The sequence below is a fragment of the Paenarthrobacter sp. NEAU-H11 genome, from assembly GCF_050573415.1.
GTDB lineage: Bacteria > Actinomycetota > Actinomycetes > Actinomycetales > Micrococcaceae > Arthrobacter.
Genome location: NZ_JBNZGA010000010.1, coordinates 98,358 through 119,511, shown reverse-complemented (window position 1 = coordinate 119,511; position 21,154 = coordinate 98,358). Strand labels below are relative to the sequence as shown.

General features: G+C 66.0%; 22 protein-coding genes. 19 read left to right on the top strand and 3 right to left on the bottom strand.

The window, feature by feature from the left end; all coding sequences use genetic code 11:
* Positions 1-7 precede the first annotated feature (7 nt).
* The 12 genes from folE (at position 8) to ACQ3DC_RS13950 (ending at position 8,943) form a co-directional block, all read left to right on the top strand.
* A complete protein-coding gene (gene folE, locus ACQ3DC_RS14005) occupies positions 8-652 on the top strand; it encodes a GTP cyclohydrolase I FolE (protein ID WP_321215057.1) in 645 nt (214 codons plus the stop codon).
* 10 nt (positions 653-662) lie between these two features.
* Positions 663-1,583 carry a dihydropteroate synthase gene (folP, locus tag ACQ3DC_RS14000; protein ID WP_321215058.1) on the top strand — a complete coding sequence of 307 codons (921 nt, stop codon included), beginning with the start codon at positions 663-665 and terminating at the stop codon, positions 1,581-1,583.
* Positions 1,584-1,591: 8 nt separating this feature from the next.
* Positions 1,592-1,984, top strand: coding sequence for a dihydroneopterin aldolase (gene folB / locus ACQ3DC_RS13995; RefSeq protein ID WP_321215059.1), 393 nt, complete (start codon positions 1,592-1,594; stop codon positions 1,982-1,984).
* The gene (folK, locus tag ACQ3DC_RS13990; protein WP_430752509.1) at positions 1,981-2,526 is read left to right on the top strand and encodes a 2-amino-4-hydroxy-6-hydroxymethyldihydropteridine diphosphokinase; all 546 of its coding nucleotides are present in this window, start codon (positions 1,981-1,983) and stop codon (positions 2,524-2,526) included. The genes folB and folK overlap by 4 nt, the downstream gene beginning before the upstream one ends.
* Complete coding sequence (locus ACQ3DC_RS13985; RefSeq protein ID WP_321215060.1) at positions 2,523-3,095, top strand: DUF3180 domain-containing protein; 573 nt, start codon at positions 2,523-2,525, stop codon at positions 3,093-3,095. The genes folK and ACQ3DC_RS13985 overlap by 4 nt, the downstream gene beginning before the upstream one ends.
* The gene (locus ACQ3DC_RS13980) at positions 3,076-3,588 is read left to right on the top strand and encodes a PH domain-containing protein (RefSeq protein ID WP_157239748.1); all 513 of its coding nucleotides are present in this window, start codon (positions 3,076-3,078) and stop codon (positions 3,586-3,588) included. Before ACQ3DC_RS13985 ends, ACQ3DC_RS13980 begins: the two co-directional genes overlap by 20 nt.
* The gene (locus ACQ3DC_RS13975) at positions 3,585-5,165 is read left to right on the top strand and encodes a PH domain-containing protein (protein ID WP_430752508.1); all 1,581 of its coding nucleotides are present in this window, start codon (positions 3,585-3,587) and stop codon (positions 5,163-5,165) included. The genes ACQ3DC_RS13980 and ACQ3DC_RS13975 overlap by 4 nt, the downstream gene beginning before the upstream one ends.
* Positions 5,158-6,051, top strand: a complete 894-nt coding sequence (locus ACQ3DC_RS13970; RefSeq protein ID WP_321215062.1) for a Rossmann-like and DUF2520 domain-containing protein — start codon at positions 5,158-5,160, stop codon at positions 6,049-6,051. Before ACQ3DC_RS13975 ends, ACQ3DC_RS13970 begins: the two co-directional genes overlap by 8 nt.
* A 2-nt stretch (positions 6,052-6,053) precedes the next feature.
* On the top strand, positions 6,054-6,971 hold the full coding sequence (gene panC, locus ACQ3DC_RS13965) for a pantoate--beta-alanine ligase (protein ID WP_321215063.1): 918 nt from the start codon (positions 6,054-6,056) through the stop codon (positions 6,969-6,971).
* A 172-nt stretch (positions 6,972-7,143) separates the two neighbouring features.
* Positions 7,144-7,410, top strand: coding sequence for a hypothetical protein (locus tag ACQ3DC_RS13960; protein WP_430752507.1), 267 nt, complete (start codon positions 7,144-7,146; stop codon positions 7,408-7,410).
* 117 nt (positions 7,411-7,527) lie between these two features.
* Complete coding sequence (locus tag ACQ3DC_RS13955) at positions 7,528-8,223, top strand: GAF and ANTAR domain-containing protein (RefSeq protein ID WP_157239741.1); 696 nt, start codon at positions 7,528-7,530, stop codon at positions 8,221-8,223.
* Positions 8,224-8,232: 9 nt separating this feature from the next.
* A complete protein-coding gene (locus ACQ3DC_RS13950) occupies positions 8,233-8,943 on the top strand; it encodes a GAF and ANTAR domain-containing protein (protein WP_157239739.1) in 711 nt (236 codons plus the stop codon).
* A gap of 50 nt (positions 8,944-8,993) precedes the next feature.
* Here ACQ3DC_RS13950 and ACQ3DC_RS13945 read toward each other — a convergent pair whose 3' ends face one another.
* Positions 8,994-9,257, bottom strand: a complete 264-nt coding sequence (locus tag ACQ3DC_RS13945; protein ID WP_157239737.1) for a hypothetical protein — start codon at positions 9,255-9,257, stop codon at positions 8,994-8,996.
* 211 nt (positions 9,258-9,468) lie between these two features.
* Between ACQ3DC_RS13945 and ACQ3DC_RS13940 the strand changes: the two genes are divergently transcribed.
* Positions 9,469-10,002 carry a TetR/AcrR family transcriptional regulator gene (locus ACQ3DC_RS13940; RefSeq protein ID WP_430752536.1) on the top strand — a complete coding sequence of 178 codons (534 nt, stop codon included), beginning with the start codon at positions 9,469-9,471 and terminating at the stop codon, positions 10,000-10,002.
* On the opposite strand, the gene ACQ3DC_RS13935 is transcribed toward ACQ3DC_RS13940, so the two are convergent.
* Positions 9,999-11,027 (bottom strand): LacI family DNA-binding transcriptional regulator, encoded by a 1,029-nt coding sequence (locus ACQ3DC_RS13935; protein ID WP_321215065.1) that lies wholly within the window; start codon positions 11,025-11,027, stop codon positions 9,999-10,001. The two genes, ACQ3DC_RS13940 and ACQ3DC_RS13935, sit on opposite strands and share 4 nt — an antisense overlap.
* Positions 11,006-12,766 carry a glycoside hydrolase family 13 protein gene (locus tag ACQ3DC_RS13930; protein ID WP_430752506.1) on the bottom strand — a complete coding sequence of 587 codons (1,761 nt, stop codon included), beginning with the start codon at positions 12,764-12,766 and terminating at the stop codon, positions 11,006-11,008. Before ACQ3DC_RS13930 ends, ACQ3DC_RS13935 begins: the two co-directional genes overlap by 22 nt.
* Before the next feature lie 233 nt (positions 12,767-12,999).
* On the opposite strand from ACQ3DC_RS13930, the gene ACQ3DC_RS13925 reads away from it, so the two are divergent.
* The 6 genes from ACQ3DC_RS13925 (at position 13,000) to ACQ3DC_RS13900 (ending at position 21,053) form a co-directional block, all read left to right on the top strand.
* A complete protein-coding gene (locus ACQ3DC_RS13925) occupies positions 13,000-14,280 on the top strand; it encodes a sugar ABC transporter substrate-binding protein (RefSeq protein ID WP_430752505.1) in 1,281 nt (426 codons plus the stop codon).
* Between the two features lie 80 nt (positions 14,281-14,360).
* Positions 14,361-15,977, top strand: a complete 1,617-nt coding sequence (locus ACQ3DC_RS13920; RefSeq protein WP_430752504.1) for an ABC transporter permease subunit — start codon at positions 14,361-14,363, stop codon at positions 15,975-15,977.
* 119 nt (positions 15,978-16,096) lie between these two features.
* The gene (locus ACQ3DC_RS13915; RefSeq protein ID WP_430752503.1) at positions 16,097-16,906 is read left to right on the top strand and encodes a sugar ABC transporter permease; all 810 of its coding nucleotides are present in this window, start codon (positions 16,097-16,099) and stop codon (positions 16,904-16,906) included.
* A complete protein-coding gene (locus ACQ3DC_RS13910) occupies positions 16,903-18,732 on the top strand; it encodes a glycoside hydrolase family 13 protein (RefSeq protein ID WP_323057840.1) in 1,830 nt (609 codons plus the stop codon). Before ACQ3DC_RS13915 ends, ACQ3DC_RS13910 begins: the two co-directional genes overlap by 4 nt.
* 141 nt (positions 18,733-18,873) lie before the next feature.
* On the top strand, positions 18,874-19,440 hold the full coding sequence (locus tag ACQ3DC_RS13905) for a type 1 glutamine amidotransferase domain-containing protein (protein ID WP_157239724.1): 567 nt from the start codon (positions 18,874-18,876) through the stop codon (positions 19,438-19,440).
* Between the two features lie 137 nt (positions 19,441-19,577).
* Positions 19,578-21,053, top strand: coding sequence for a DHA2 family efflux MFS transporter permease subunit (locus tag ACQ3DC_RS13900; protein WP_157239722.1), 1,476 nt, complete (start codon positions 19,578-19,580; stop codon positions 21,051-21,053).
* Positions 21,054-21,154 lie beyond the last annotated feature (101 nt).

The following is a 21,154-nucleotide window of genomic DNA, read 5'->3' as shown; positions in this document are numbered from 1 at the left end:
TTCTTACGTGACCCACTTCGACGACGACGACGTTTCCGCCTCCGCCGGCTACCCGGCGGAGGGCGGCGCCCACCACTCAAAGCACAACAAAGTGGACCGGCCCCGGATCGAGGCAGCTGTCCGTGAAATTCTCCTGGCCATTGGAGAGGACCCGGACCGCGGCGGCCTCGTAGACACCCCCAGGCGTGTGGCCAAGGCCTACGCCGAGGTGTTTGCCGGGCTGCACCACGACCCCGCGGACGTCCTGTCCACCACCTTTGACCTGGACCATGAGGAACTGGTCCTCGTCAAGGACATCCCCTTCTATTCCACGTGTGAGCACCACCTGGTGCCGTTCCACGGCGTGGCCCATGTGGGCTACATCCCGTCGCATGAGGGCAAGGTGACGGGCCTCAGCAAGCTGGCCCGGCTCGTGGACATCTACGCCCGCCGCCCGCAGGTGCAGGAGCGCCTCACCACTGAAATCGTCGAAGCGATGGTCCGCCACCTCAAGCCGCGCGGCGCCATCGTCGTTGTTGAATGCGAACACATGTGCATGTCCATGCGCGGTATCCGCAAGCCCGGAGCGAAGACCGTCACCAGTGCGGTCCGCGGGCAGCTTCATGACCCGGCCACCCGCGCCGAAGCCATGAGCCTCATCCTCGGAAGGTAATCAACAGACCATGGATTCACTAGCTGCAGCGCCGGGAACCGGCCCCGCAACCTCGCCACTGCCCGTCCTGCGCAAACCGCGCCCGGCAGCCCGGTTCGAAGACCTGCCCACCGGCCGCACCCTGGTGATGGGCATCCTGAACGTCACTCCGGATTCCTTCAGCGACGGCGGCAGCCACCCCACGGCGGACACCGCCATCGCGGCAGGGCTCCGCATGTTCTACGCGGGCGCGGACATCATCGATGTCGGAGGCGAATCCACCCGCCCCGGCGCCGAGGACGTCAGCCCGGAGGAAGAACAGCGGCGCGTAGTTCCCGTCATCGAGGCGCTGGTGAAGGCCGGCGCCCTGGTCAGCATCGACACCACCCATGCCTCCACGGCCGCCGCAGCCCTGAAGGCCGGCGCCGCCATTATCAACGACGTCTCCGGGCTCACCATCGAACCGGAAATGGCCGAGCTCGCGGCCTCCTCCAAAGCGCCTTACATCCTTACGCACCGCCGCGGCGACGCCCGCACCATGAACTCGCTGGCCGAATACAAGGACGTGGCGGCGGAAGTGGCAGCCGAGCTCGCCGGGGTGCGGGACAAGCTCTACGCCGCAGGCGTCAGCCAGGAACAGATCATCATCGATCCGGGCCTGGGGTTTGCCAAGAACGACGCACAGAACTGGGAGCTCCTGCAGAACCTGGACCAGCTGGAAGGCCTGGGCCACCGGATCCTCGTTGGTGCGTCCCGCAAGCGGTTCCTCGGCACCCTGCTCACCGTGGCCGGCAAGTCCGCCGCCCCCGAGGAACGTGACGGGGCCACCGCCGCCATCACAGCCATCAGCGCCTACCGCGGCGCCTGGGCCGTCCGCGTGCACGACGTCGGCCCCAGCCTTGACGCCGTCAAGGTGGCCGCGCGCATGGCCGCACCCCGCGCCGGCAGTTAAGCGCACCCATGGACAGGATTACGCTGAGCGGCGTGACCGCCGTCGGCCATCACGGCGTGTTTGATTTTGAGCGCCGCGAGGGCCAGCCTTTTGTTGTGGACGCCGTCTTGTACCTGGACTTCGCCAAGGCGGCCGAGTCGGACGACGTCCGGGACACCGCGCACTACGGCGAGGTGGCGCAGCGTATCACCGAGTGGATCGCGGGCGAGCCGCTGAACCTGATCGAGGCGCTGGCGGTGCGGATCGCGGAGGGCCTGCTGGCCGAATTCCGGCTCCAGGCCGTGGACATCACCGTGCACAAACCGCAGGCTCCCATCGAGGTTCCCTTCGGCGATGTGTCAGTCAGCGTCCACCGCACCCGGAATGCCGCGGAAAGGCAAGCCCAGGGGGAGGGGCCATGAACAGCGGTTATACCAAGGCGGTCCTTGCACTCGGCAGCAACCTGGGCGAGCGCAACGATACCCTTAGCGCGGCCGTCGCGGACCTCGTAGACCCGCCGGAGGTGCGGCTGCTGGCGGTCTCGCCGGTAGTGCAGACGAAGGCCGTAGGCGGGCCGGCCGGGCAGCCCGACTTCCTGAACATGGTCATCACGGTTGAAACCAGCCTCACCCCGCGGCAGTTGCTGGAGCACTGCAAGGCGGTGGAAAACAAGCACCACCGCGTCCGGGAGGTGCGCTGGGGGCCGCGGACGCTCGACGTCGACATCATCACCTACGGCGACGTCCGCAGCGAGGACCCTGCCCTGACCCTGCCGCATCCCCTCGCGGCCAGCCGGGCGTTCGTCCTCTATCCGTGGTCCCTTATTGAACCCGCCGCCGTCCTGGACGGTGAACGGATCAGCACCCTTGCCGCCAAGGCAGGCGACTTCAACGACCTCGTCCCCTTTGACGGCTTTGGCGACTTCGACGGAATGCCCACGGCCGGGGCGGTGGAGGAACTATGAAGCCCATCAACCCGCTGCGCCTGCTGCTCATCGGCTTCATCCTGGCCGTGGCGGGCTGGTCCGCGACCGTGGTGACCAGCCGGTACGGCATGTCCACCCCCGTCCTGCCGCCCACGGCACTGGCAACCATGGGCGTGATCGTGGCCATCACGCTGATCCTCGGGATCAGGGTCCTCAGGTGGCGCAACAGCATCAGCGCCAACGGCGCCAAGAACGGCGGCAAGGGCGGCGCCGCCCGTAAGCGGCCGGTGCTGGATCCGCTCCTCGCCGCCCGCACCCTGGTACTCGCGCAGGCCTGCGCCTACGCCGGGACGGTGCTGCTGGGCTGGCACGTGGGCATCTTCCTGGACCAGCTGCGCATCTGGAGCCTGCGCAGCGACCAGGCCATCACCTGGCTCGCGCTTGCCATGGCCGGCGGGGGACTGGTGATGATCGTGGTGGGCCTGCTGGTGGAACGGTTCTGCAGGATCCCGCCGGAGGACGGCGAAACCAAAGGCCTCGACGGGAAGCCCGGCCGTGCCGTTGGCGAGGCGTCCGGGGAAGGCGAATATGCATACCGGGGCGATTGATCCTCCCGGCATCACCTGGCAGCGGGTGTCCCCCAAATATGTCACCGTGAGGGTGGTGCAGTGGGCCCTTGGAAACCTGGCCGCCGTGCTGGTCCTCTCCCTGCCGCTGGTCCTCGTCCTCGCGGAGGCGTGGGCCTGGCCGCCGCTGTGGCTTGCCGCCACCGTGCCGGCCGCCATGCTGGTGGTGGCCCTCTGGCGGCTCGCGCTCATCCCGCGGCAGGTCCGCGCCATCGGTTACGCCGAACGGGACGATGACCTCTTGATCCGGACCGGCATCTTCTTCCAGCGCACCATGGCCGTCCCCTACGGCCGGATGCAGTACGTGGACATCGGAGTGGGCCCGGTGGAGCGCTCTCTTGGACTGTGCACGCTCAAGCTCCACACCGCAGCGCCGGGTACCAACGCCCAGATCCCCGGCCTGCCCGCCGCCGAAGGCGCACGGCTCCGCGAGCAGCTGGCGGCGCGCGGGGAAGCCAGGCTGGCAGGACTGTGACGGCAGAGGGACCTCCGCAGTGGCCCGGCGCCCCGGCCACTGCGTCCGGCAACAACGCCCCTGAACCGCTGCCGGGCACCGCGCCCGACGGCGAATGGCTGCGCGTGCACCCGGCGTCGCCGTTTGTCCGCGGCTGGGTTGCCCTGGCGGCCATTGGCTTCTTCCTTGGCCGTGACGTGTTTGAACGCGCGCTGCAGGGCCGGCCCGTTGTTGAGGAAGACTTCGCCGGCCGTGCCCCCTTGCTGCTGGTGGGCGGCGGCGCAGTGCTACTGGCCTCGGTGCTGGGGTTCATCCTCACCTGGTACTTCACCAAGTACCAGGTGTCCGGCGGCTACGTCCGCGTCAATACCGGGTTCCTGTTCCGGCAGCAGCGCCAGGCACGGCTGGACCGGGTCCAGGCAATCGACATCGTTCAGCCGCTGCTGGCCCGGATCTTCGGCCTGGCAGAACTCAAGTTCGAGGTGGCGGACGCCGGAGAGTCGGCGGTGCGGCTCGCCTACCTGAAGATCGACGACGCCCGGCAGCTGCGTGCCACGATCCTCGCCCGGGCGGCCGGTGTCATCACGGGCCCGGACCGCCCCGGCGAGCCCGCCCCCGAGGCGCCGGAATATCCGGTGCTTTCGGTGCCGCCGTCGCGCCTTGTCGGTTCCCTGCTGCTCAGCGAGCAAAGCTTCTTCGTGGTGCTTGGCGGCATCGTTTCCGTGGTGCTCTCGGCCATCACCGAACACCAGGGGTTCTACTTTTACCTCATTCCGGCCGCCGTGGGCCTCGCCGCGAGCTACTGGGGACTGTTCAACAAGGGCTACAACTTCAGCGCCGCGATCTCACCGGACGGCATCCGCCTGCGCTACGGCCTGCTGGACACCCAGGCGCAGACGCTGCCGCCGGGACGCATCCAGGCGTTGAAAATCACCCAGCCGCCGTTATGGCGGCCGCTCGGCTGGTACCGGATGCAGGTCAACGTGGCCGGTTACGGCATCGTGGAGAACGCCGGCGAGGGCTCGGCCCGGACCACGCTGCTGCCCGTGGGCAGACTTGGAGACGTGATGGCCATGCTGGCGCTGGTGCTGCCGGACCCCGGCACCGCGCATCCCGCTGCAGTCTTCGGCGCCGGCCTCACCGGCCTGGATTCCGACGGCGGCTTCGTCACCACTCCGCGCAGCGCACGCTGGCTTGCCCCCTTGGGCTGGCGGCGGAACGGGTTCACGGCCACGGACACGGCCCTGCTTCTCCGCTCCGGCCGCTGGTGGCGCCAGCTGGTGGTGGTTCCGCACCAGCGCACCCAGTCCATGGCCCTGCACCAGGGCCCGCTGGCGCGCCGGTTCGGCGTGGCAGACCTGGTGCTGCACACCACGCCCGGTCCCGTTGCGCCCCGGCTCACGCAGGCCGGCACTGCCCAGGCGCTGGCACTGTTCGATGCACAGTCCGCACGCGCCCGGCTGGCCAGGAAGCGGCAGACTACGGAACAGTGGCTCCGGCAGGTAGTCCCGGATGCTCCGGCGGGGGAGCCCGGCCCGACAGTGGAACCGGCCGAAACCCGGACGCCCCAACAACAGGAAGGCGGGCAGCATGGCTAAGCCCGGACGCCTCGGCGTCGGAATCATTGGTGCCGGCAAAGTGGGGGCGGTGCTCGGTGCCGCCCTGCGCGCTGCCGAACATGCCGTCGTCGGGGTCTCAGCTGTCTCCGAGGCGAGCCGTGAACGGGCGGAGGCGCTGCTTCCCGGCGTGCCTGTCCTGGAGGTCCAGGACATTGTGGAGCGCGCGGAACTGGTCCTCCTGGCCGTGCCCGACGACGCCCTGCCGGGCCTGGTGGACGGGCTGGCAAAGCTCGGCGCCTGGCAGCCGGGCCAGCTGGTTGCCCACACCTCCGGCCGGTTCGGAGTGGGGGTCCTGCACCCGGTGCGCGCTGCCGGGGCTGTCCCGCTCGCCCTGCATCCGGCCATGACGTTCACGGGGATGAGCCTGGACCTGACCCGGCTGCTGGACTGCACGTTCGGAGTGACCGCAGATGCCGCCATGCTCCCCATCGCCCAGGCGCTGGTGGTTGAGATGGGTGCGGAACCGGTGGCCATCGCCGAGGCGGACCGGACGCTGTACCACGCGGCCCTGGCCCACAGTTCGAACCACCTGGTGACCCTCGTGGCCCAGGCATCCGAGCTGCTGCGCTCGGTGGGAGTGGAGCTGCCGGAACGCATGCTCGGCCCGCTCCTGCGGGCCACGCTGGAGAATGCACTGGCGTCAGGGGAGTCCGCCCTGACCGGGCCGGTAGCCCGCGGCGACGTGGGAACCGTCTCCGCGCACGCGGCCGCGCTGCGGGAGTTCGACGGCGGCGGCCACGGCGACGTCCTCGAGGCCTACCTTGCGATGGCCCGGGCCACAGCCCTGCGCGCCGAAGGGCGCGGGCTGCTGAAAGCCGAACAGCTGGAGGGACTCCGCCAAGCCCTCGAACCGAAGGAGGACTGAAGATGCCCATCAAGCTCGTCACCACGGTGGCAGGCCTCCACGCTGAGGGAGCCCGGCTCCTTGCCTCCAAGCACGGAGCCTCACAGGGTCTGGTGCCCACGATGGGTGCGCTGCACCAGGGCCATGCCGCCCTGGCGCGTACCGCCGTCGAACAGAATGACGTGGTGGTGGCCACGGTCTTCGTCAACCCGCTGCAGTTCGGTGACGCCGTGGACCTGGATCGCTACCCCCGCACCCTGGACGCCGACCTTGCGCTGCTGGAAGCCGAAGGCGTGGACCTGGTGTTTGCGCCATCAGTCGATGAGGTCTACCCCGGCGGCGAACCGCTGGTGCGCGTGACGTCCGGCCGGCTCGGGGAAAAGTGGGAGGGGGCGTCCCGGCCGGGGCATTTCGACGGTGCCCTGACCGTGGTGGCCAAACTGCTCCACTACGGGATGCCGGCCGCAGGGCTGCCGGACGGCGGCGCGGCACGTGCCGGCCTGCCCGCCTACCGTGCCTACTTCGGCCAGAAGGACGCCCAACAGCTGGCGCTGGTCAGGCGCATGGTGGCTGACCTCAATTTTCCGGTGGAGATTGTGGGGGTGCCCACGGTGCGCGCCGTGGACGGGCTGGCGCTGTCCAGCCGCAACCGCTTCCTGTCGGACGAGGAGCGGGAGGCGGCGCTGGTGCTTTTCAGGGCCCTCCGCCTGCTTGAGGAACGGGCGCATGCCCGGCAACCGCTGGACCTGGAGTCCGCGCAGGCGATGGTGGAGTCGCAGCCCCTGGTGGCCCTGGACTACTTCGACGTTGTGGACCCGGGCACCCTGGAGCCGCTGGCCGAGAACTGCCGGGAGACCCCGTTCCGGGGGGAGGCCCTGGCGCTCATTGCGGCCAAGGTCGGGCCGGTCCGGCTGATCGACAACGCGCCGCTACATTCCTGACCCGGCGCCCTGGCCGGTACCCCTGCCGTCGCCGGTGCCAGGCCGGCGTTGATAGGGGGTGTTGATAGGGGAGCGGAGGCCTGTTGGGCCGGCAACTGATCCGATATGCTCAAATTATTGCCCCGGACCCTGGCATCGGCCCATCACGGCTATCCAGGAGGACCAAGTAAAAATGGGCAAAAGTCTCGCTACCCCCATCCGCGGGCTCGTGGACCGGACCCGGTATCCCGCAGCACCTGACGCAAGCCCCCTTGCAGAGCAGTCGCTGGACATCATCTCGTCCATCCTCGAAGACACTTCGCCCGGGCTGGCGGAAATAAAGCTCCGGCTCCGTCGCTGCCTGGCCGCTTATCCGCGGCGCCCGGAGCTGGCGTTGCTCGCCCACCTGATGGAGACATCCAGCCTGGTGAACCCGAAGGGCGGCGAAACGCTGCCGTGATCTTGCGGCTGAACTGACCGGCGACGGTGGGTATCCTTAGGTGACCACACCACCGTTCCGGTTCAGCCAGCAGCCAACCCGGCGACAGCGGAATGAATCAGGAAACAGGGGCTCACCATGGACATTGCACCCGGGCTGGCGGGTGAAGAGGACCTGTGTGGCCCCTATCTGGAGAAACTGCCCGTTACCGGCGCCGCCGTATCCCTTTTCGGCGGCGCGACAGCTGAATCCCTGATCTGTGCCAGTGACGCTTTGGCTGCAAGGCTTGATGAACTGCAGTTCAGCCTGGGCGAGGGGCCCCGCTGGCGCGCGGTCCGGACCCGGCTGCCTGTGCTGGTTCCTGACGCACAAGGTGTTCCGCACCCGGAATGGCCGATGTTCCACAGGGCGATTAACGGGACGGACGCGGCTGCACTGTTTGTCTTCCCGCTGACTATCGGCGCTGCGGACCTGGGCGTTGTTGAGCTTTATCACTCCGCCGCGGGAACGCTGAACAGGTCCCACCAGGCAACGGCGGCCACACTTGCCGGCCAGACGTCCTGGTACCTTTTGCGGAAGATCCTGACGATCGGCTCTCCGGACACGGACCCTGCCCTCGATCCACCCCTGATGTCGCGCCGTGAAATCCACCAGGCAACGGGCATGGTCCTTGCCCAGTCCGGCGCGACCGCGGCGGACTCATTGCTGTTGCTGCGCGCCTACGCGTTCGCCCATGACCTCACGCTGAGGGAGACGGCCCAGGCAGTGCTCGAAGGCCGCCTGAAGTTCGAGCCCGGCCATGGCGGCGGTCCTGGTGCCCGGCCCCTGCAGTAAAATAGCGACATGGCAACGACAACCCGCGCTGAGCGCGTCAGTGGGGCGTTCGTGAAGATCGCGGACACACTGGTTGCGGACTATGACGTCCTTGACCTGCTCCACACCCTGGTCGAGGAATCCGTGGGGCTCCTCGACATCGCGGCGGCGGGCCTGGTCCTGGCCGACCCCAGCGGGGAACTCCAGGTTTTGGCTTCAACCAGCGAGGAGAGCCAGTTGGTGGAAGTGCTCCAGTTGCGGGCCGGGGAAGGACCGTGCGTAGAGTGCTACGCAACCGGTAACCCGGTGACCGTTGAGGACATTCAGGTCCTTGACCGGTGGCCCCAATTCAAGGCGGCGGCGCTGTCCCAGGGGTTTCGTTCCGTACACGCCGTTCCCATGCGGATACACGGCCGGACTATCGGTGCCATGGGCCTCTTCGGTTCTGCGCCCGGTTCCCTGACTGCGGAGGATTCCGCCATTGGCCAGGCGCTGGCCGACGTCGCCACCATCAGCCTCATGCACGAACGCACCATCAGGGAAGCCGTCCTGGTGAACGAGCAGCTGCAGCGTGCGCTCAACAGCCGAATCTTGATTGAGCAGGCCAAGGGAGTCATCGCCCACACGGCCGGTGTGGACATGAACGAGGCCTTCTCGCTGCTCCGGAACCACGCCCGTGCACATAATGAAGGACTCCACGAGACCGCCAGCCGGATCGTGGACCGCAGCCTCACGCTTTAGCCGGGCCTGCTAATCCGAATCGTGCCTGCGCCCGGAACGGTGCCTGGCAGTCAGAGTGGCAGGTGCCCGCGGTACATGAGCTGCTCCAGCAGTGCCTGCTCCGGCTCGCCTGGATGCCGTGCGACGCAGCGGCGGAGCCGGGCCCGTGCCAGCTCTTCGCCGGGTGACTTGCCGCAGAGCACTTCGTCGATGACTTCCTGGGCCTGCCACCGGAGGGACTCGATGGCAAACTGCCGGATCTCATCCGGCGTGTCAACGGCCATCCAGGAGTCCGGATCCGAGGGCACGGCTGGGAACATCCGCTCTGCTGACATTGGGGCCTCCTTGCACCAATCCGAGGGGGCCGGTCAGGGCCTCCACGGCGTCAAAAAGCATGTTGGAAAAACACTACAACGGGAAAGACCGGTCTGTCTCCCTCCGCAGTAGACTGAAGATCCTATGAGTCCAGAGGCAGAAGTCCCTCCGACCCCCGTGCCGGCACCGGTGGCGTCAACTGAGGGCAATGCAAATTCCGTGGACCGGATCATGGCGGCGGCCTATGAGCTTTTTTCCCAGCGGGGCGTGCGGGATGTTGGCGTCAATGAGCTTATTGAACGGTCCGGGGTAGCCAAGGCGACCTTCTACCGGCACTTCCCTTCCAAGGATTCGCTGGTCCTGGCCTTCCTGGAGCAGCGGGACAGGCAATGGACAGTGGGCGCCATCGTCTCGGAGGCCCGCCGCCGGGGAAGCACGCCCGCCGATCAGCTGCTGGCCATCTTCGACGTGTTTGGCGACTGGTTCCTCCGGGAGGACTTTGAAGCCTGCTCCTTCATCAACATCCTGCTCGAGATGGGCCCGGCCCATCCACTGGGGCAGGCAAGCATCGACTACCTGGCAAAGATCCGCGGGCACGTGCAGGCCTTGGCCGAAGAAGCGGGGCTGCAGCGGCCGGAGGAGTTTGCCCGGTCCTGGCACATCCTCATGAAGGGCTCGATCATCTCAGCCACCGAAGGGGACATGCAGGCCGCCAAGCGCGCGCAGCAGATGGCCGGCTGGCTGATCCAGCACCACAGGGGCTAGAAGCTGAGCTCCGGCGTCCGGGGAGCGGAAGTGCTGGACCGCACCACTAACCGGGTCTCCATCAGCTCATCGGCCGGCCCGGCAGTCTCCGCATCATCCTGCACCAGCGCCAGCAGGCGCTCCACCGCCCGCATTCCCTGGTCACGGGGAAACTGGTCGATGGTGGTCAGGCCGAGGATTTCGCCCATCTCGTGGCCGTCCACGCCAATGACGGACAGCTCGTCGGGGATCCGCAGCCCGAGGTCGCGGGCCGCCAGCATTGCGCCGAAGGCCATTTCATCGGAGGCGCAGAAGATCGCGGTCGGCCGTTCCTCGGCGTCCGCCAGCAGGTGCTTTGTCTCCTTGTACGCGCCGTTCGCCGAGTAGTCGGAGATCAGGGACCACGCCTCGTGGACCGGCAGTCCTGCCGCGGCCATGGCTTCCTCGTATCCGGCGCGGCGGCCGCTGGAGATCTCGAAATTCCTTCCATACTCCTGCTCGCCGCCGAGGTGGGCCACCCGGGAGTGTCCAAGGCTGATCAGGTGGTTTGTTGCGCGGCGGCCCACCTCGACATCGTCGATCCGAAGGGTGGGAATCCCCGGAAGCGGGCCGCCCACGCCCACCACCGGGATTCCGGCAGCGAGGATCTGTTCGGTCTCGTGGGCGTTGAGCTGCAGCGAGACTGCCAGGACGCCGTCGAGCCGTTTGCGCAGCAGGAAATCCCCCAGCACCGATTCCCGGTACCGGTCGCCCTGGAAGTCGTAAAGGGTGAGATCGTAACCGGCATCCATCAGGGCGGAATTGGCGCCCTCCAGCAGCGTGGCGAAGTACCACCGGTTGACGAAGGGCAGCACCACGCCAATGTTGTGGCTGCGGCCGCTCGCCAGGCTTGAGGCGTGGTAGGACATGACGAAGCCAAGCTCGCTGGCTGCCTCGGTCACGGCCTGCCTGGCCCGGCTTGAAACACTGCCCTTGCCGCTCAACGCACGCGACGCCGTCGCCTGTGAAACCCCCGCCAGACGCGCTACGTCCCTAATTCCTGCCACTGACCCTCTGCTGTTCCGCTTGGCGCCATGCGCAGCCAAATGCACTGCGCAGGACCCAGCTTACGCTGGTCAGCAGCGTCCCCATCCGTGCTAAGCAGGATGTCCAAGCGAGGCAGGTCAACCGGCTCTGCGCCCATATTCATCATCACCAGCACGCCGTTGTTGGCAAACATGATGCAGTCTGGCGACGTGAAACCGTCAACCCAGGCCAGGGAGCCGGCGCCGAGCTTCAGGCCACGGCGAAGCCCCAGTGCACGGGTGTACAGGGACAGGGCGGAGGACCCGTCCTGCCGCTGCGCGTCCCGGGACAATGCTGCCCAGCCCTCAGGCTGCGGCAGCCAGGACTCACCTGTGCTGTTGAAGCCGAATGCCGGTGCGGCCGCCTGCCACGGCAGGGGTACCCGGCAGCCGTCGCGGCCGATGCGTTCTCCGGCGGTCCGCCGGAACGAGGGGTCCTGGCGGAACGTGTGGTCCATGGTGGTGTGGTCCGGCAGGCCCAGCTCCTCACCCTGGTACAGGTAGACGCCGCCGGGCAGCGCGAGCATAAGCATCGACGCGGCAACCGCACGGCGCAGGCCAAGCTCAGCGTCCGGCTGGACGTCTTCCGCGCCCAGGCCGTCACCGGGCCGGGCAGGGGGCTCGACGATGCCGAAGCGCGTGGCGTGCCGGACGACGTCGTGGTTCGAAAGCACCCACGTGGTGGGCGCGCCCACGGAGTCGAACATCCGCAGTGAGCTTTCAATGACCGCACGCAGCCTGGCGGGATCCCACGGCGTGCCAAGGTACGCGAAGTTGAAGGCCTGGTGCATCTGGTCCGGCAGGACCCAGTTGGTCAGCCGGGACAGGGGGTCGATGCTTGCTTCGGCACAGAGGATGCGCTCGCCGTCGAACTCGGCAAGGACCTCGCGCCACCGCCGGTAGATGTCGTGGATTTCCGGCTGGCCGAACATCGGCGCCAGGTGGCCCGGGAAGTCATCGGTGCTGACGCCGTCTGGCCGTCCATGCCAGTCCGGCAGTCCGTCCGCCTTGACCAGGGCGTGGGCCACGTCCACCCGGAAGCCGGCAACGCCGCGGCTGAGCCAGAAACGCAGGATGCGCTCAAATTCGGCATGCACGGCGGGGTTGTCCCAGTTGAAGTCGGGCTGGGAGGAATCGAAGAGGTGCACGTACCACTGGCCCGGCTCGCCGGACGGCTCCGTAATGCGGGTCCAGGCCGGTCCGCCGAAGTGGGACTGCCAGTTGTTGGGCGGCAGTTCCCCGGTGTCACCGCGGCCGTCCCGGAAGACGAACATGTCCCGTTCGGGGCTTCCCGGACCTGCCGCCAATGCGGCCTGGAACAGCGCGTGGTCCGAGGAGCAATGGTTTGGCACCAGGTCGATGATGACCCGGATGCCCAGGGAATCCGCCCGGGCAACCAGGGCGTCGAAGTCGCCAAGGGTGCCGAACACGGGGTCGACGTCGCAGTAATCGGCGACGTCGTAGCCGCCGTCCCGCTGCGGCGAGACATAGAAGGGCGACAGCCAGACGGCGTCGATGTCGAGCTCAGCCAACTGGTGAAGCTCGGCTGTGATGCCCGGAAGATCACCTTGTCCATCGCCGTTCAGGTCCCGGAACGAGCGCGGGTAGATCTGGTAAATCACCGAGGACCGCCACCACTCAGAGCCTTCGTCTGCCGGGTGGACGGGTACCAGGCGGGCGGCGGAGAGGTCAGGCTCTACGGGGAGAAGTGTGTTCGTCATCGGGCCATAGTAGCCGCAATTGCCCCAAGAATGGAAAGGCTTCCAAGAAGGTAATACCGATGCTTCCCGTGACAGGGCGCGTCTTTAGCCGCCTACCATGTAGGCAATGGTGCATGTGACGCCATTTTCGTGAAGGGCTGGACAATAAAAAATGGAAGCGCTTACAGTTGGGTGACGCAAATCACCAGCCGGCTCCCTTCCGCGGAAAAACGGCACGCTTTCAAAGGAGAAAAATGAGTAGGATTCAGGGTGCTCTCGCGGTTACCGCTACCGCGGTGCTGCTGCTTACGGGGTGCGGAAACGGTGCCGAACCAAAGCAGGCAGCCTCATCAGCACCGGCCGCGGCGGGGTCCACCGCCGCCCCCGAGCGGGCGGATGCCGACCTGGTGATCTGGACGGACAACCTGAAGGCCGATTCGATCCGCGCATTCGCCGAGGATTTTGCGGCTGACAACGGCATCAGCGTGGCCGTCCAGGTCATCTCGGGCGAGTTCCAGACCGCCCTTGTGACGGCAAATGCTGCAGGCAATGGCCCCGATGTTTTCACCGGAGCGCACGACATGATCGGCAATCTCGTCCAGAACGGCTCCATTGATCCGCTGCAGATTGCCCCGGACCAGCTCAAGGGCTACGCCGAGACGGCAGTGAAGGCTGTGACCTATAACGAGTCGGTGTACGCACTGCCGTATGGAATCGAAACCCTCGGCCTGTTCCGCAACACAGACCTCGTCCCTGAGACGCCCCTGACCTTGGAGGATGCCTTCGCCAAGGGACAGGAGGCTGTGGCCGCCAAGAAGGCGGAAGTTCCTTTCAGCTTGCCGCAAGGGAACAGCGGCGACGCCTACCACATGCAGCCGTTGTACACGTCAATGGGCGGTTACCTCTTCGGTTCGACACCACAGGGTGACCCTGATCCGTCTGACCTGGGTGTGGGTGGTGAAGGCTCTGTCGCTGCTGCCAAGAAGATTCACGCCCTTGGGGAAGCGGGCAGCGGCATCCTGAAGCGCTCCATCAGCGTTGACAATTCGATCTCTTTGTTCGCTGACGGCAAGGCGCCGTACCTTGTTGCCGGTCCTTGGGCCCTGAACCAGGTTGAAAAAGCGGGAATCCCCTTCGAGGTGACACCCATTCCCGGTTTCGAGGGACAGGCCGCTGCCCAGCCCTTCGCCGGCGTTCAGGGCTTCTACGTCGCTTCGAAAGGAAAGAACGAAGCCTTCGCCCACGAGTTCGTGGAGAACGCGATGAACACCGAAGCGGGCATGACGCAGATGTTCGAAGGCGCAAAGCTGCCGCCGACCATGACCACGGTCCGGGAAAAAATCGCAGGCCAAAACCCCGCCATTGAGACGTTTGCCTCCGCAGCGGAGTCCGCCCAGCCCATGCCGGCCATTCCTGAAATGGCTGCCGTCTTCGCCCCCCTCGGCCAGGCTTTTGCGGCCCTCGTGGGCGGCGCTGACCCGGAAAGCACGATGCGCTCCGTGCGGGAAACCATCGCTGCTGCAATCGGCAAGTAGCAAACAGGCCCAGGTGGCCGTTGCACAAGTCTTCGGCCCCCTGGGCCCTGCTGCCCAGATTGACCTCCAGGAGAACCCCCATGATCAAAACACTCACGCGCCTGCAGCGTCCCTCGTCGGCTGCAGCAAACGATCCCGGCACCCGTCGTGACATCACGACCAAACCGGTGTCCCTCTTTGCCAAAATCCTTGCACTGGGTACCGTTGCCGGCTCAGCCGCAGCACTTACCCCGGCCCTTATCGCTACAGGAAAGTGGGGTTTCCTCGCGGCGGTCTGGGGCATCGCCGGCATCCTGCTGCTGACATATATCACCGGCCGCGGTGTGCCTGCCAAGTACCTTGTGCCCGGCGCGCTCCTCCTAGTGGTCTTCCTGGTGTACCCCATCGTGATGACGTTCCAGATGTCCACAACCAACTTCGGTGACGGAACCAGGACGTCAAAGGAAGAAACCGTCTCGCAAATCATCGGCGCTTCAGTCGTTCAAAGCCCTGATTCGCCGCGCTACAACCTCTCCGTGGCGACTGAAGGAAATCCCGCGACCGGACCGTACGCTTTTCTGCTTGTGGAGCCCAAAAGCGGATCAGTGTTCCTTGGCACCCCCGGAGACGGGCTGCGGGAGCTTGAACCGGCCGACGTCACCGTCAGCGGCGGGTTCGTCACTGCGGCCGAGGGCTACCAGCTCCTGACGCCCCAAGAGGTCAACAGCGCCAGCGACGCGCTGAAAAATCTTGCGGTGCCCACTGACCGTGGCGCCATCCGGCAGCTGGGCATCCGCCAGGCCTTCGAGGGCGCCTCGCCGCTCACATACGACGAAGCCCGCGATGTCATCTCAAACACGGTGACCGGCGTGGACTACGCACCCGTCCTGCAGGGCGACAAGGAGTACTTCGTCGACGGAGAGGGAAAGCGGCTGTCCGACCAGTCCTGGCTGGCAGATGTGGGGTTCGCCAACTATCAGCGCATCTTCACAGACACAAGAATCAGCTCCGATTTCCTGCAGATTTTCGCATGGACCTTCATCTTCGCAACGGTCTCGGTCGCGGGAACTTTCCTGCTTGGGCTCGGCCTCGCTGCCGCGCTCAACGATCCGCGGATCAAAGGCCAGCGCTTCTACCGGGCCATCCTCATCCTCCCCTACGCCATCCCGGGGTTTATCGCCCTGCTGGTCTGGTCCAGCTTCTGGAACAAAGACTTCGGCCTGATCAACAACGCCTTGGGCCTGGACCTGAACTGGCTCGGCGACCCCTTCCTGGCCAAGGCAGCCATCCTCCTGACCAATTTCTGGATGGGATTCCCCTACATGTTCCTGGTGTGCACCGGAGCCCTCCAGGCGATCCCCGCAGACCTGAAGGAAGCATCACGTATTGACGGCGCCAGCGGATTCCTGGGCTTCCGGAAAATCACGTTCCCACTGCTCCTGGTCACTGTCGCCCCCTTGCTGGTGTCGACCTTCGCCTTCAATTTCAACAACTTCAACGCCATCTACCTGTTGACCGAAGGCGGGCCCTTCGATCCCGCCAACCCGACGGCGGGAGCAACTGACATCCTGATCAGCTACACCTACCGCCTGGCCTTCGGAGGGCAGGGCGCACAGCTTGGCTTTGCCGCAAGCGTGTCAGTGCTGCTGTTCGTCATCACCGGCATCATCGCCGCAATTCAGTTCCGTTTCACGCGCACCCTGGAAGAGGTGAACTGATGTCGTCTGCCCAGACACGTCTCGCTCCGGTACCCCAGCAGGAACCGCAAAGGACTCCGGAGTCCCGCCGCAGCCACCCGGGAAACCGATGGTTCACAGAAGTTGGATGGCGTCACCTTGTGGCAATCGCGGCGGTGTCCGTAGCCCTGTTCCCCGTGCTGTTCATTGTCTCGGCCGCGCTGAACCCGCTGGGCACGGTGGCGTCCACCAGCCTGATTCCCCGTGAAGTGAGCTTCGTGCATTTCGAAGCCCTCTTCACGGACCCCAACCGTCCTTACCTCCGCTGGTTTGCCAACACGCTGATCATCAGTACTGTCGTCACGCTTGGCCAGATTCTGTGCAGCGCCCTGGCAGCATACGCCTTTTCGCGCTTCCGCTTCAGCGGCCGGCGAATTGGCTTGCTCAGCCTTCTCCTCATCCAGATGTTCCCCCAGTTCCTCGCCGTAGTGGCGCTGTACCTCATGTTCACTTCCATCGGTGACGTCATTCCCCAGCTGGGCCTCAACACGCTCCTGGGCTACGGACTCCTGCTCATGGGTGGCGCGCTCTCGCAGGTGTGGCTCATCAAGGGATTCTTCGACTCGGTGCCGAAGGAGCTGGACGAGGCAGCAATGATGGACGGAGCGGGCCACGCCACCGTGTTCTTCCGCGTCATCTTCCCCCTGATAACCCCGATCCTGGCAGTCACCGGCCTGCTGTCCTTCATCGGCGTGCTGGGCGAATTTGTGCTGGCATCAATCTTCCTCACCGATAACGACGTTAAGACCCTGGCTGTCGGACTGTACGCCACCATCGACGCTGACCGGTCCGGGAACCTCGGCGTGTTCGCCGCAGGAGCCCTCCTCACCAGCCTGCCCGTGGTCCTGCTCTTCCAGTTCCTGCAAAAGTTCATCACCGGAGGACTCACCGCCGGGGCGGTCAAGGGATGAGCGCCACGCAGCTGTGGGACCATCCACACCATGACGGTTCCGCAATGTACGTTTCCAACCCCACTCCTGAACTGGGGGACGCAGTCACGGTGTTCCTTCGGGTTCCCCGCGCCAGCGGCGTAACGAAGGCACTGCTGCGCGTATGCATAGACGGCGAACAGGCGCTGCTTGAGACGAGCATCGATCGTCAAAACGCGGACGAGTTCTGGCTGAAGGCTGATTTCCCGCTGGAGAACCCGGTGGTGAACTACCGCTGGCTGCTCGACGGATCCCCGAGCGGGTACCAGTGGTTCAACGGGACTGGCCTGCACACCCGCGACGTAACGGACGCCTGCGACTTCCGCATCACCGCCTACTCCCCGCCGCCCGCCTGGGCAAACAGTGCCGTCCTCTACCAGATTTTCCCGGACCGGTTTGCAAAATCAGTGGACCGGCCGGCACCGGACTGGGCCATCCCCGAGGACTGGGGAAACAAAGTGATCGGGCGGGGACCCGAAACTCCGTACCAATACTTCGGCGGAGACCTCGACGGAATCACCACCCGCCTGGAACACATTGCCTCCTTGGGGGCCGACACCGTGTATCTGACACCGATATTTCCCGCCCGTTCAAACCACCGGTACGACGCATCCAGTTTCGACCAGGTGGATCCGTTGCTTGGCGGGGATGCAGCTCTGCGCCGCCTCTCCGGGGCCCTGCATGACCGCGGCATGCGCCTGCTTGGTGACCTGACGACCAACCACTGCGGGGACGCCCACGAATGGTTCAGGACAGCGGTTGAAGATCCGCAAAGCGTCGAAGCGGGATTCTTCCTCTTCACCAACCACCCTGATGAGTACGTGTGCTGGTTCGGGCATAAATCGCTGCCGAAGTTCAACCACAGCGATCCGGAATTGCGTCGGCGCCTGTACGAGGGCGAGGATTCCGTCGTGGCCCGCTGGCTGGGACCGCACGGATTCGACGGCTGGCGCATCGACGTCGCCAACATGACGGGGCGGCACGGCACGACCGACCTCAACCACATGGTGTCCACCACGCTGCGCCGGACCATGGCTGAAGCCGATCCGGAGGCCCTGCTGCTGGCCGAACACAGTCACGACGCATCACAGGACCTGCAGGTGGATGGCTGGCATGGCGTGATGAATTACGCCGGTTTCACGCGCCCGGTATGGCAATGGCTGAAGCCGCCAACCGCCGTACCGCTGGAGCCAGGGCCGTTCGTGTCCATCCCCCGGCTCTCCGGGAAAGACGTGGTCGGCTCAATGCGGGACTTCGCCGCGGCCGTACCCTGGCGCGCGGCCGCGCACGCCCTCAACCTTGTTGGGTCCCACGACACGTTCCGGGTGAGCACCCTGCTCGGGGACCCGCGGCTGGTCACGGTGGCCTTTGGACTGTTGGCCACGATGCCAGGGATCCCCATGCTGTGGGCGGGAGATGAGATCGGACAGGAGGGCGTGAACGGTGAAGATGGCCGCCGCCCCTTTCCCTGGGACAAACCGGATGAATGGGATCATGGCAGGCTGGCCACCACCCGTGCTCTTTTCCAAACGCGGAAACAGTCGGAAGCCCTTCGACAGGGCGGACTGCGGTGGCTGGCAATCGGAGATGATGCTTTTGCCTTCCTTCGTGAATCAGCCAACGAAACGGTGCTGATCCACGCCTCCCGGGCCGACCATGCCGCCATCAGGGTTCCCGCCCAGGTCGTCGGAACCAGCCTGCGCGGCCTGGCAGGAACCCCGGACCTTCACGCTGCGGCAGATGGAATGGTCACCCTGCCCGGCGCAGGGCCGGGTTTTGCCATGTGGAGCTGTGACCCGTCCGCTTAAGGGCACTGCGCCGGGGCAGAGAAAATGCTCAGCTTGCTTATCACTTTCGGTGTTCCTAGGCTGGAAACTGTCAGGCAATAGCTTCCGGGGCGTGGTCCGGTGCCCACAAGGCGCCGGCCCGGCCTCAGTCGAGGAGGAACAATGTCAGAACAGAGCATCGCAGGCAAGAAGGTCGCATTCCTGTTGACGGACGGCGTCGAGCAGGTTGAACTCACCAGCCCGTGGCAGGCAGTCAAGGACGCCGGCGGCCAGCCCACCCTGGTGGCCCCGAAGAGCGGCAAGCTGCAGGGTTTCAAGGGCACGGAGAAGGGCGACACGTTCGACGTCGACCTGACCGTTGCCGAGGCCAACGCCGGTGACTTTGACGCCCTGGTGCTTCCCGGCGGCGTCGTCAACGCCGACCACCTCCGCGTGGACAAGGATGCCCAGAGCTTCACCCGCAGCTTCTTTGAACAGCACAAGCCGGTGGCCTCCATCTGCCACGGGCCCTGGCTCCTCATTGAAGCCGGCGTGCTCCGCGGACGGAACGTTACCTCGTACCACACGCTCCAGACCGACCTGAAGAACGCGGGCGCCAACTGGACGGACGAGGAAGTGGTCGTGGACCAGGGCCTGGTGACCAGCCGCAAGCCGGACGACCTGCCCGCCTTCAACGCCAAACTGGTTGAGGAAATCGCGGAAGGCCGGCACGCGGGCCAGACCGCCTAGTTCCGGATCCAACCCCGGCAGTTCCCTCAGGCTTCAGAAAAAGTTCCGGTGCGGAGGAATTACTCCACCCGGTAGAGTGTTGGCACCTGCAGCGGCCATGTTCGCGCATCATCCATACACTCCCGGAGGGAACACCCATGTCTACCGAAGTTTCTCCAAACGCCAAAGGGCAGTCAGTCCAGACCGATGGAACCAGGCCTGCCGCGCCGGAGAAGATGTCCCGTGAATCGGTGACCATCATCAGCACGCTGCTGGTGGCCACCTTCGTGGTGATCCTCAACGAGACCATCATGAACGTAGCTCTGCAGCGGCTCATGGTGGACCTCCGGGTGGATGCGCCCACAGTCCAGTGGCTCTCCACCGGCTTCATGCTCACCATGGCCGTTGTCATCCCCACCACGGGGTTCATCCTGCAGAGCCTTTCCACGCGCGCCGTCTTCCTGCTCGCCATGGGGCTCTTTGCCGGCGGTACCGCGCTCGCCGCGGCAGCTCCCGGATTTGAGGTCCTGCTGCTGGCGCGCATCGTCCAGGCGGGCGGCACGGCCATCATGCTGCCGCTGCTGATGACCACCATCCTCACCCTGGTCCCGCTGGCCAGGCGCGGGGCCGTAATGGGCAACGTCAGCATCGCCATTTCCGTGGCTCCGGCCATGGGCCCCACGGTGTCCGGGCTGATCCTTGAGCATTTCACCTGGCGTTTTATGTTCGTGTTCGTCCTCCCGGTGGCCCTCGTGGCGCTCGCCATCGGCGCGAAGTACCTGACCAACGTGGGGGAGACGGAGAAGACCAGGCTCGACTTCCTCTCGGTCCTCCTGACCGTCCCCGCGTTCGGCGGGCTGGTCTACGGGCTCAGCCAGATCGGCGGCGGCCACGGCGGCCAGGCCGGTCCGGGAGCGCCCGCCATCGCCGCGCTGGTGATCGGCGTCGCCAGCCTCGCCGTGTTCGTGCTTCGCCAGGTGCGGCTGCAGAAGGCCGAAGCCCCGCTGCTCGACCTGCGCGCCTTCAACTTCCGCATGTTCACTGTGTCGGTCCTGCTGATGGTGGTGGCCATGATGGCGCTGTTCGGCGGCGTGATCCTGCTGCCGCTCTACCTGCAGGAAATCCGCGGCCTCGGCTCCCTTGAGACAGGACTGGCCCTGCTGCCCGGTGGCCTTGCCATGGGCCTGCTCGGCCCGGTCATCGGCCGGCTGTTCGACAAAGTGGGGCCGCTGCCGCTGACCGTCACGGGTTCCATCCTGATGGTTTTGTCCCTGTGGCAGTTTTCCATGCTCGACGCCGGCACGTCCGTTGCGTGGATCGTCACCTTGCACGTGGGGCTGAGTTTTGGCCTGGCACTGCTGTTCACGCCGGCGTTCACCACCGGCCTGAACCCGCTGCCGCCGCACCTCTACTCGCACGGGTCCGCGATCATGAGCACCACGCAGCAGGTGGCGGGCGCAGCCGGCACAGCCCTGCTGGTGTCGATCTTCGCGGTGGTTTCGGCAGCGTCCGGCCTCGTGGCGGGGATGAGCGCCGCGTTCCTGACGGCAACCGTCATAGCCTTTGCCGCCGTCGTACTTTCCGCGATGATGCGCAAGACCGAAGGTGCCGGGCCGGGTCACGCCGCCCACTAACCCGCCCCCGGCCTGCCCAACTGAGTAGCGGGGGGGGGGGGGGGGGGGGGGGGGGGCGGCCGAAAGGACGGCAGAAACTGGGGGTGAGGGGGGCGTAGGGA

Coding starts and splice junctions, on each gene's coding strand:
- ACQ3DC_RS13985 (WP_321215060.1), top strand. CDS start 2,523: ATGAAGCCCATCAACCCGCTGCGCCTGCTGCTCATCGGCTTCATCCTG.
- ACQ3DC_RS13920 (WP_430752504.1), top strand. CDS start 14,361: ATGATCAAAACACTCACGCGCCTGCAGCGTCCCTCGTCGGCTGCAGCA.
- ACQ3DC_RS13970 (WP_321215062.1), top strand. CDS start 5,158: ATGGCTAAGCCCGGACGCCTCGGCGTCGGAATCATTGGTGCCGGCAAA.
- ACQ3DC_RS13910 (WP_323057840.1), top strand. CDS start 16,903: ATGAGCGCCACGCAGCTGTGGGACCATCCACACCATGACGGTTCCGCA.
- ACQ3DC_RS13900 (WP_157239722.1), top strand. CDS start 19,578: ATGTCTACCGAAGTTTCTCCAAACGCCAAAGGGCAGTCAGTCCAGACC.
- ACQ3DC_RS13905 (WP_157239724.1), top strand. CDS start 18,874: ATGTCAGAACAGAGCATCGCAGGCAAGAAGGTCGCATTCCTGTTGACG.
- ACQ3DC_RS13945 (WP_157239737.1), bottom strand. CDS start 9,257: ATGTCAGCAGAGCGGATGTTCCCAGCCGTGCCCTCGGATCCGGACTCC.
- panC (WP_321215063.1), top strand. CDS start 6,054: ATGCCCATCAAGCTCGTCACCACGGTGGCAGGCCTCCACGCTGAGGGA.
- ACQ3DC_RS13955 (WP_157239741.1), top strand. CDS start 7,528: ATGGACATTGCACCCGGGCTGGCGGGTGAAGAGGACCTGTGTGGCCCC.
- folB (WP_321215059.1), top strand. CDS start 1,592: ATGGACAGGATTACGCTGAGCGGCGTGACCGCCGTCGGCCATCACGGC.
- folP (WP_321215058.1), top strand. CDS start 663: ATGGATTCACTAGCTGCAGCGCCGGGAACCGGCCCCGCAACCTCGCCA.
- ACQ3DC_RS13930 (WP_430752506.1), bottom strand. CDS start 12,766: ATGACGAACACACTTCTCCCCGTAGAGCCTGACCTCTCCGCCGCCCGC.
- ACQ3DC_RS13950 (WP_157239739.1), top strand. CDS start 8,233: ATGGCAACGACAACCCGCGCTGAGCGCGTCAGTGGGGCGTTCGTGAAG.
- ACQ3DC_RS13925 (WP_430752505.1), top strand. CDS start 13,000: ATGAGTAGGATTCAGGGTGCTCTCGCGGTTACCGCTACCGCGGTGCTG.
- ACQ3DC_RS13940 (WP_430752536.1), top strand. CDS start 9,469: ATGGCGGCGGCCTATGAGCTTTTTTCCCAGCGGGGCGTGCGGGATGTT.
- folK (WP_430752509.1), top strand. CDS start 1,981: ATGAACAGCGGTTATACCAAGGCGGTCCTTGCACTCGGCAGCAACCTG.
- ACQ3DC_RS13980 (WP_157239748.1), top strand. CDS start 3,076: ATGCATACCGGGGCGATTGATCCTCCCGGCATCACCTGGCAGCGGGTG.
- ACQ3DC_RS13960 (WP_430752507.1), top strand. CDS start 7,144: ATGGGCAAAAGTCTCGCTACCCCCATCCGCGGGCTCGTGGACCGGACC.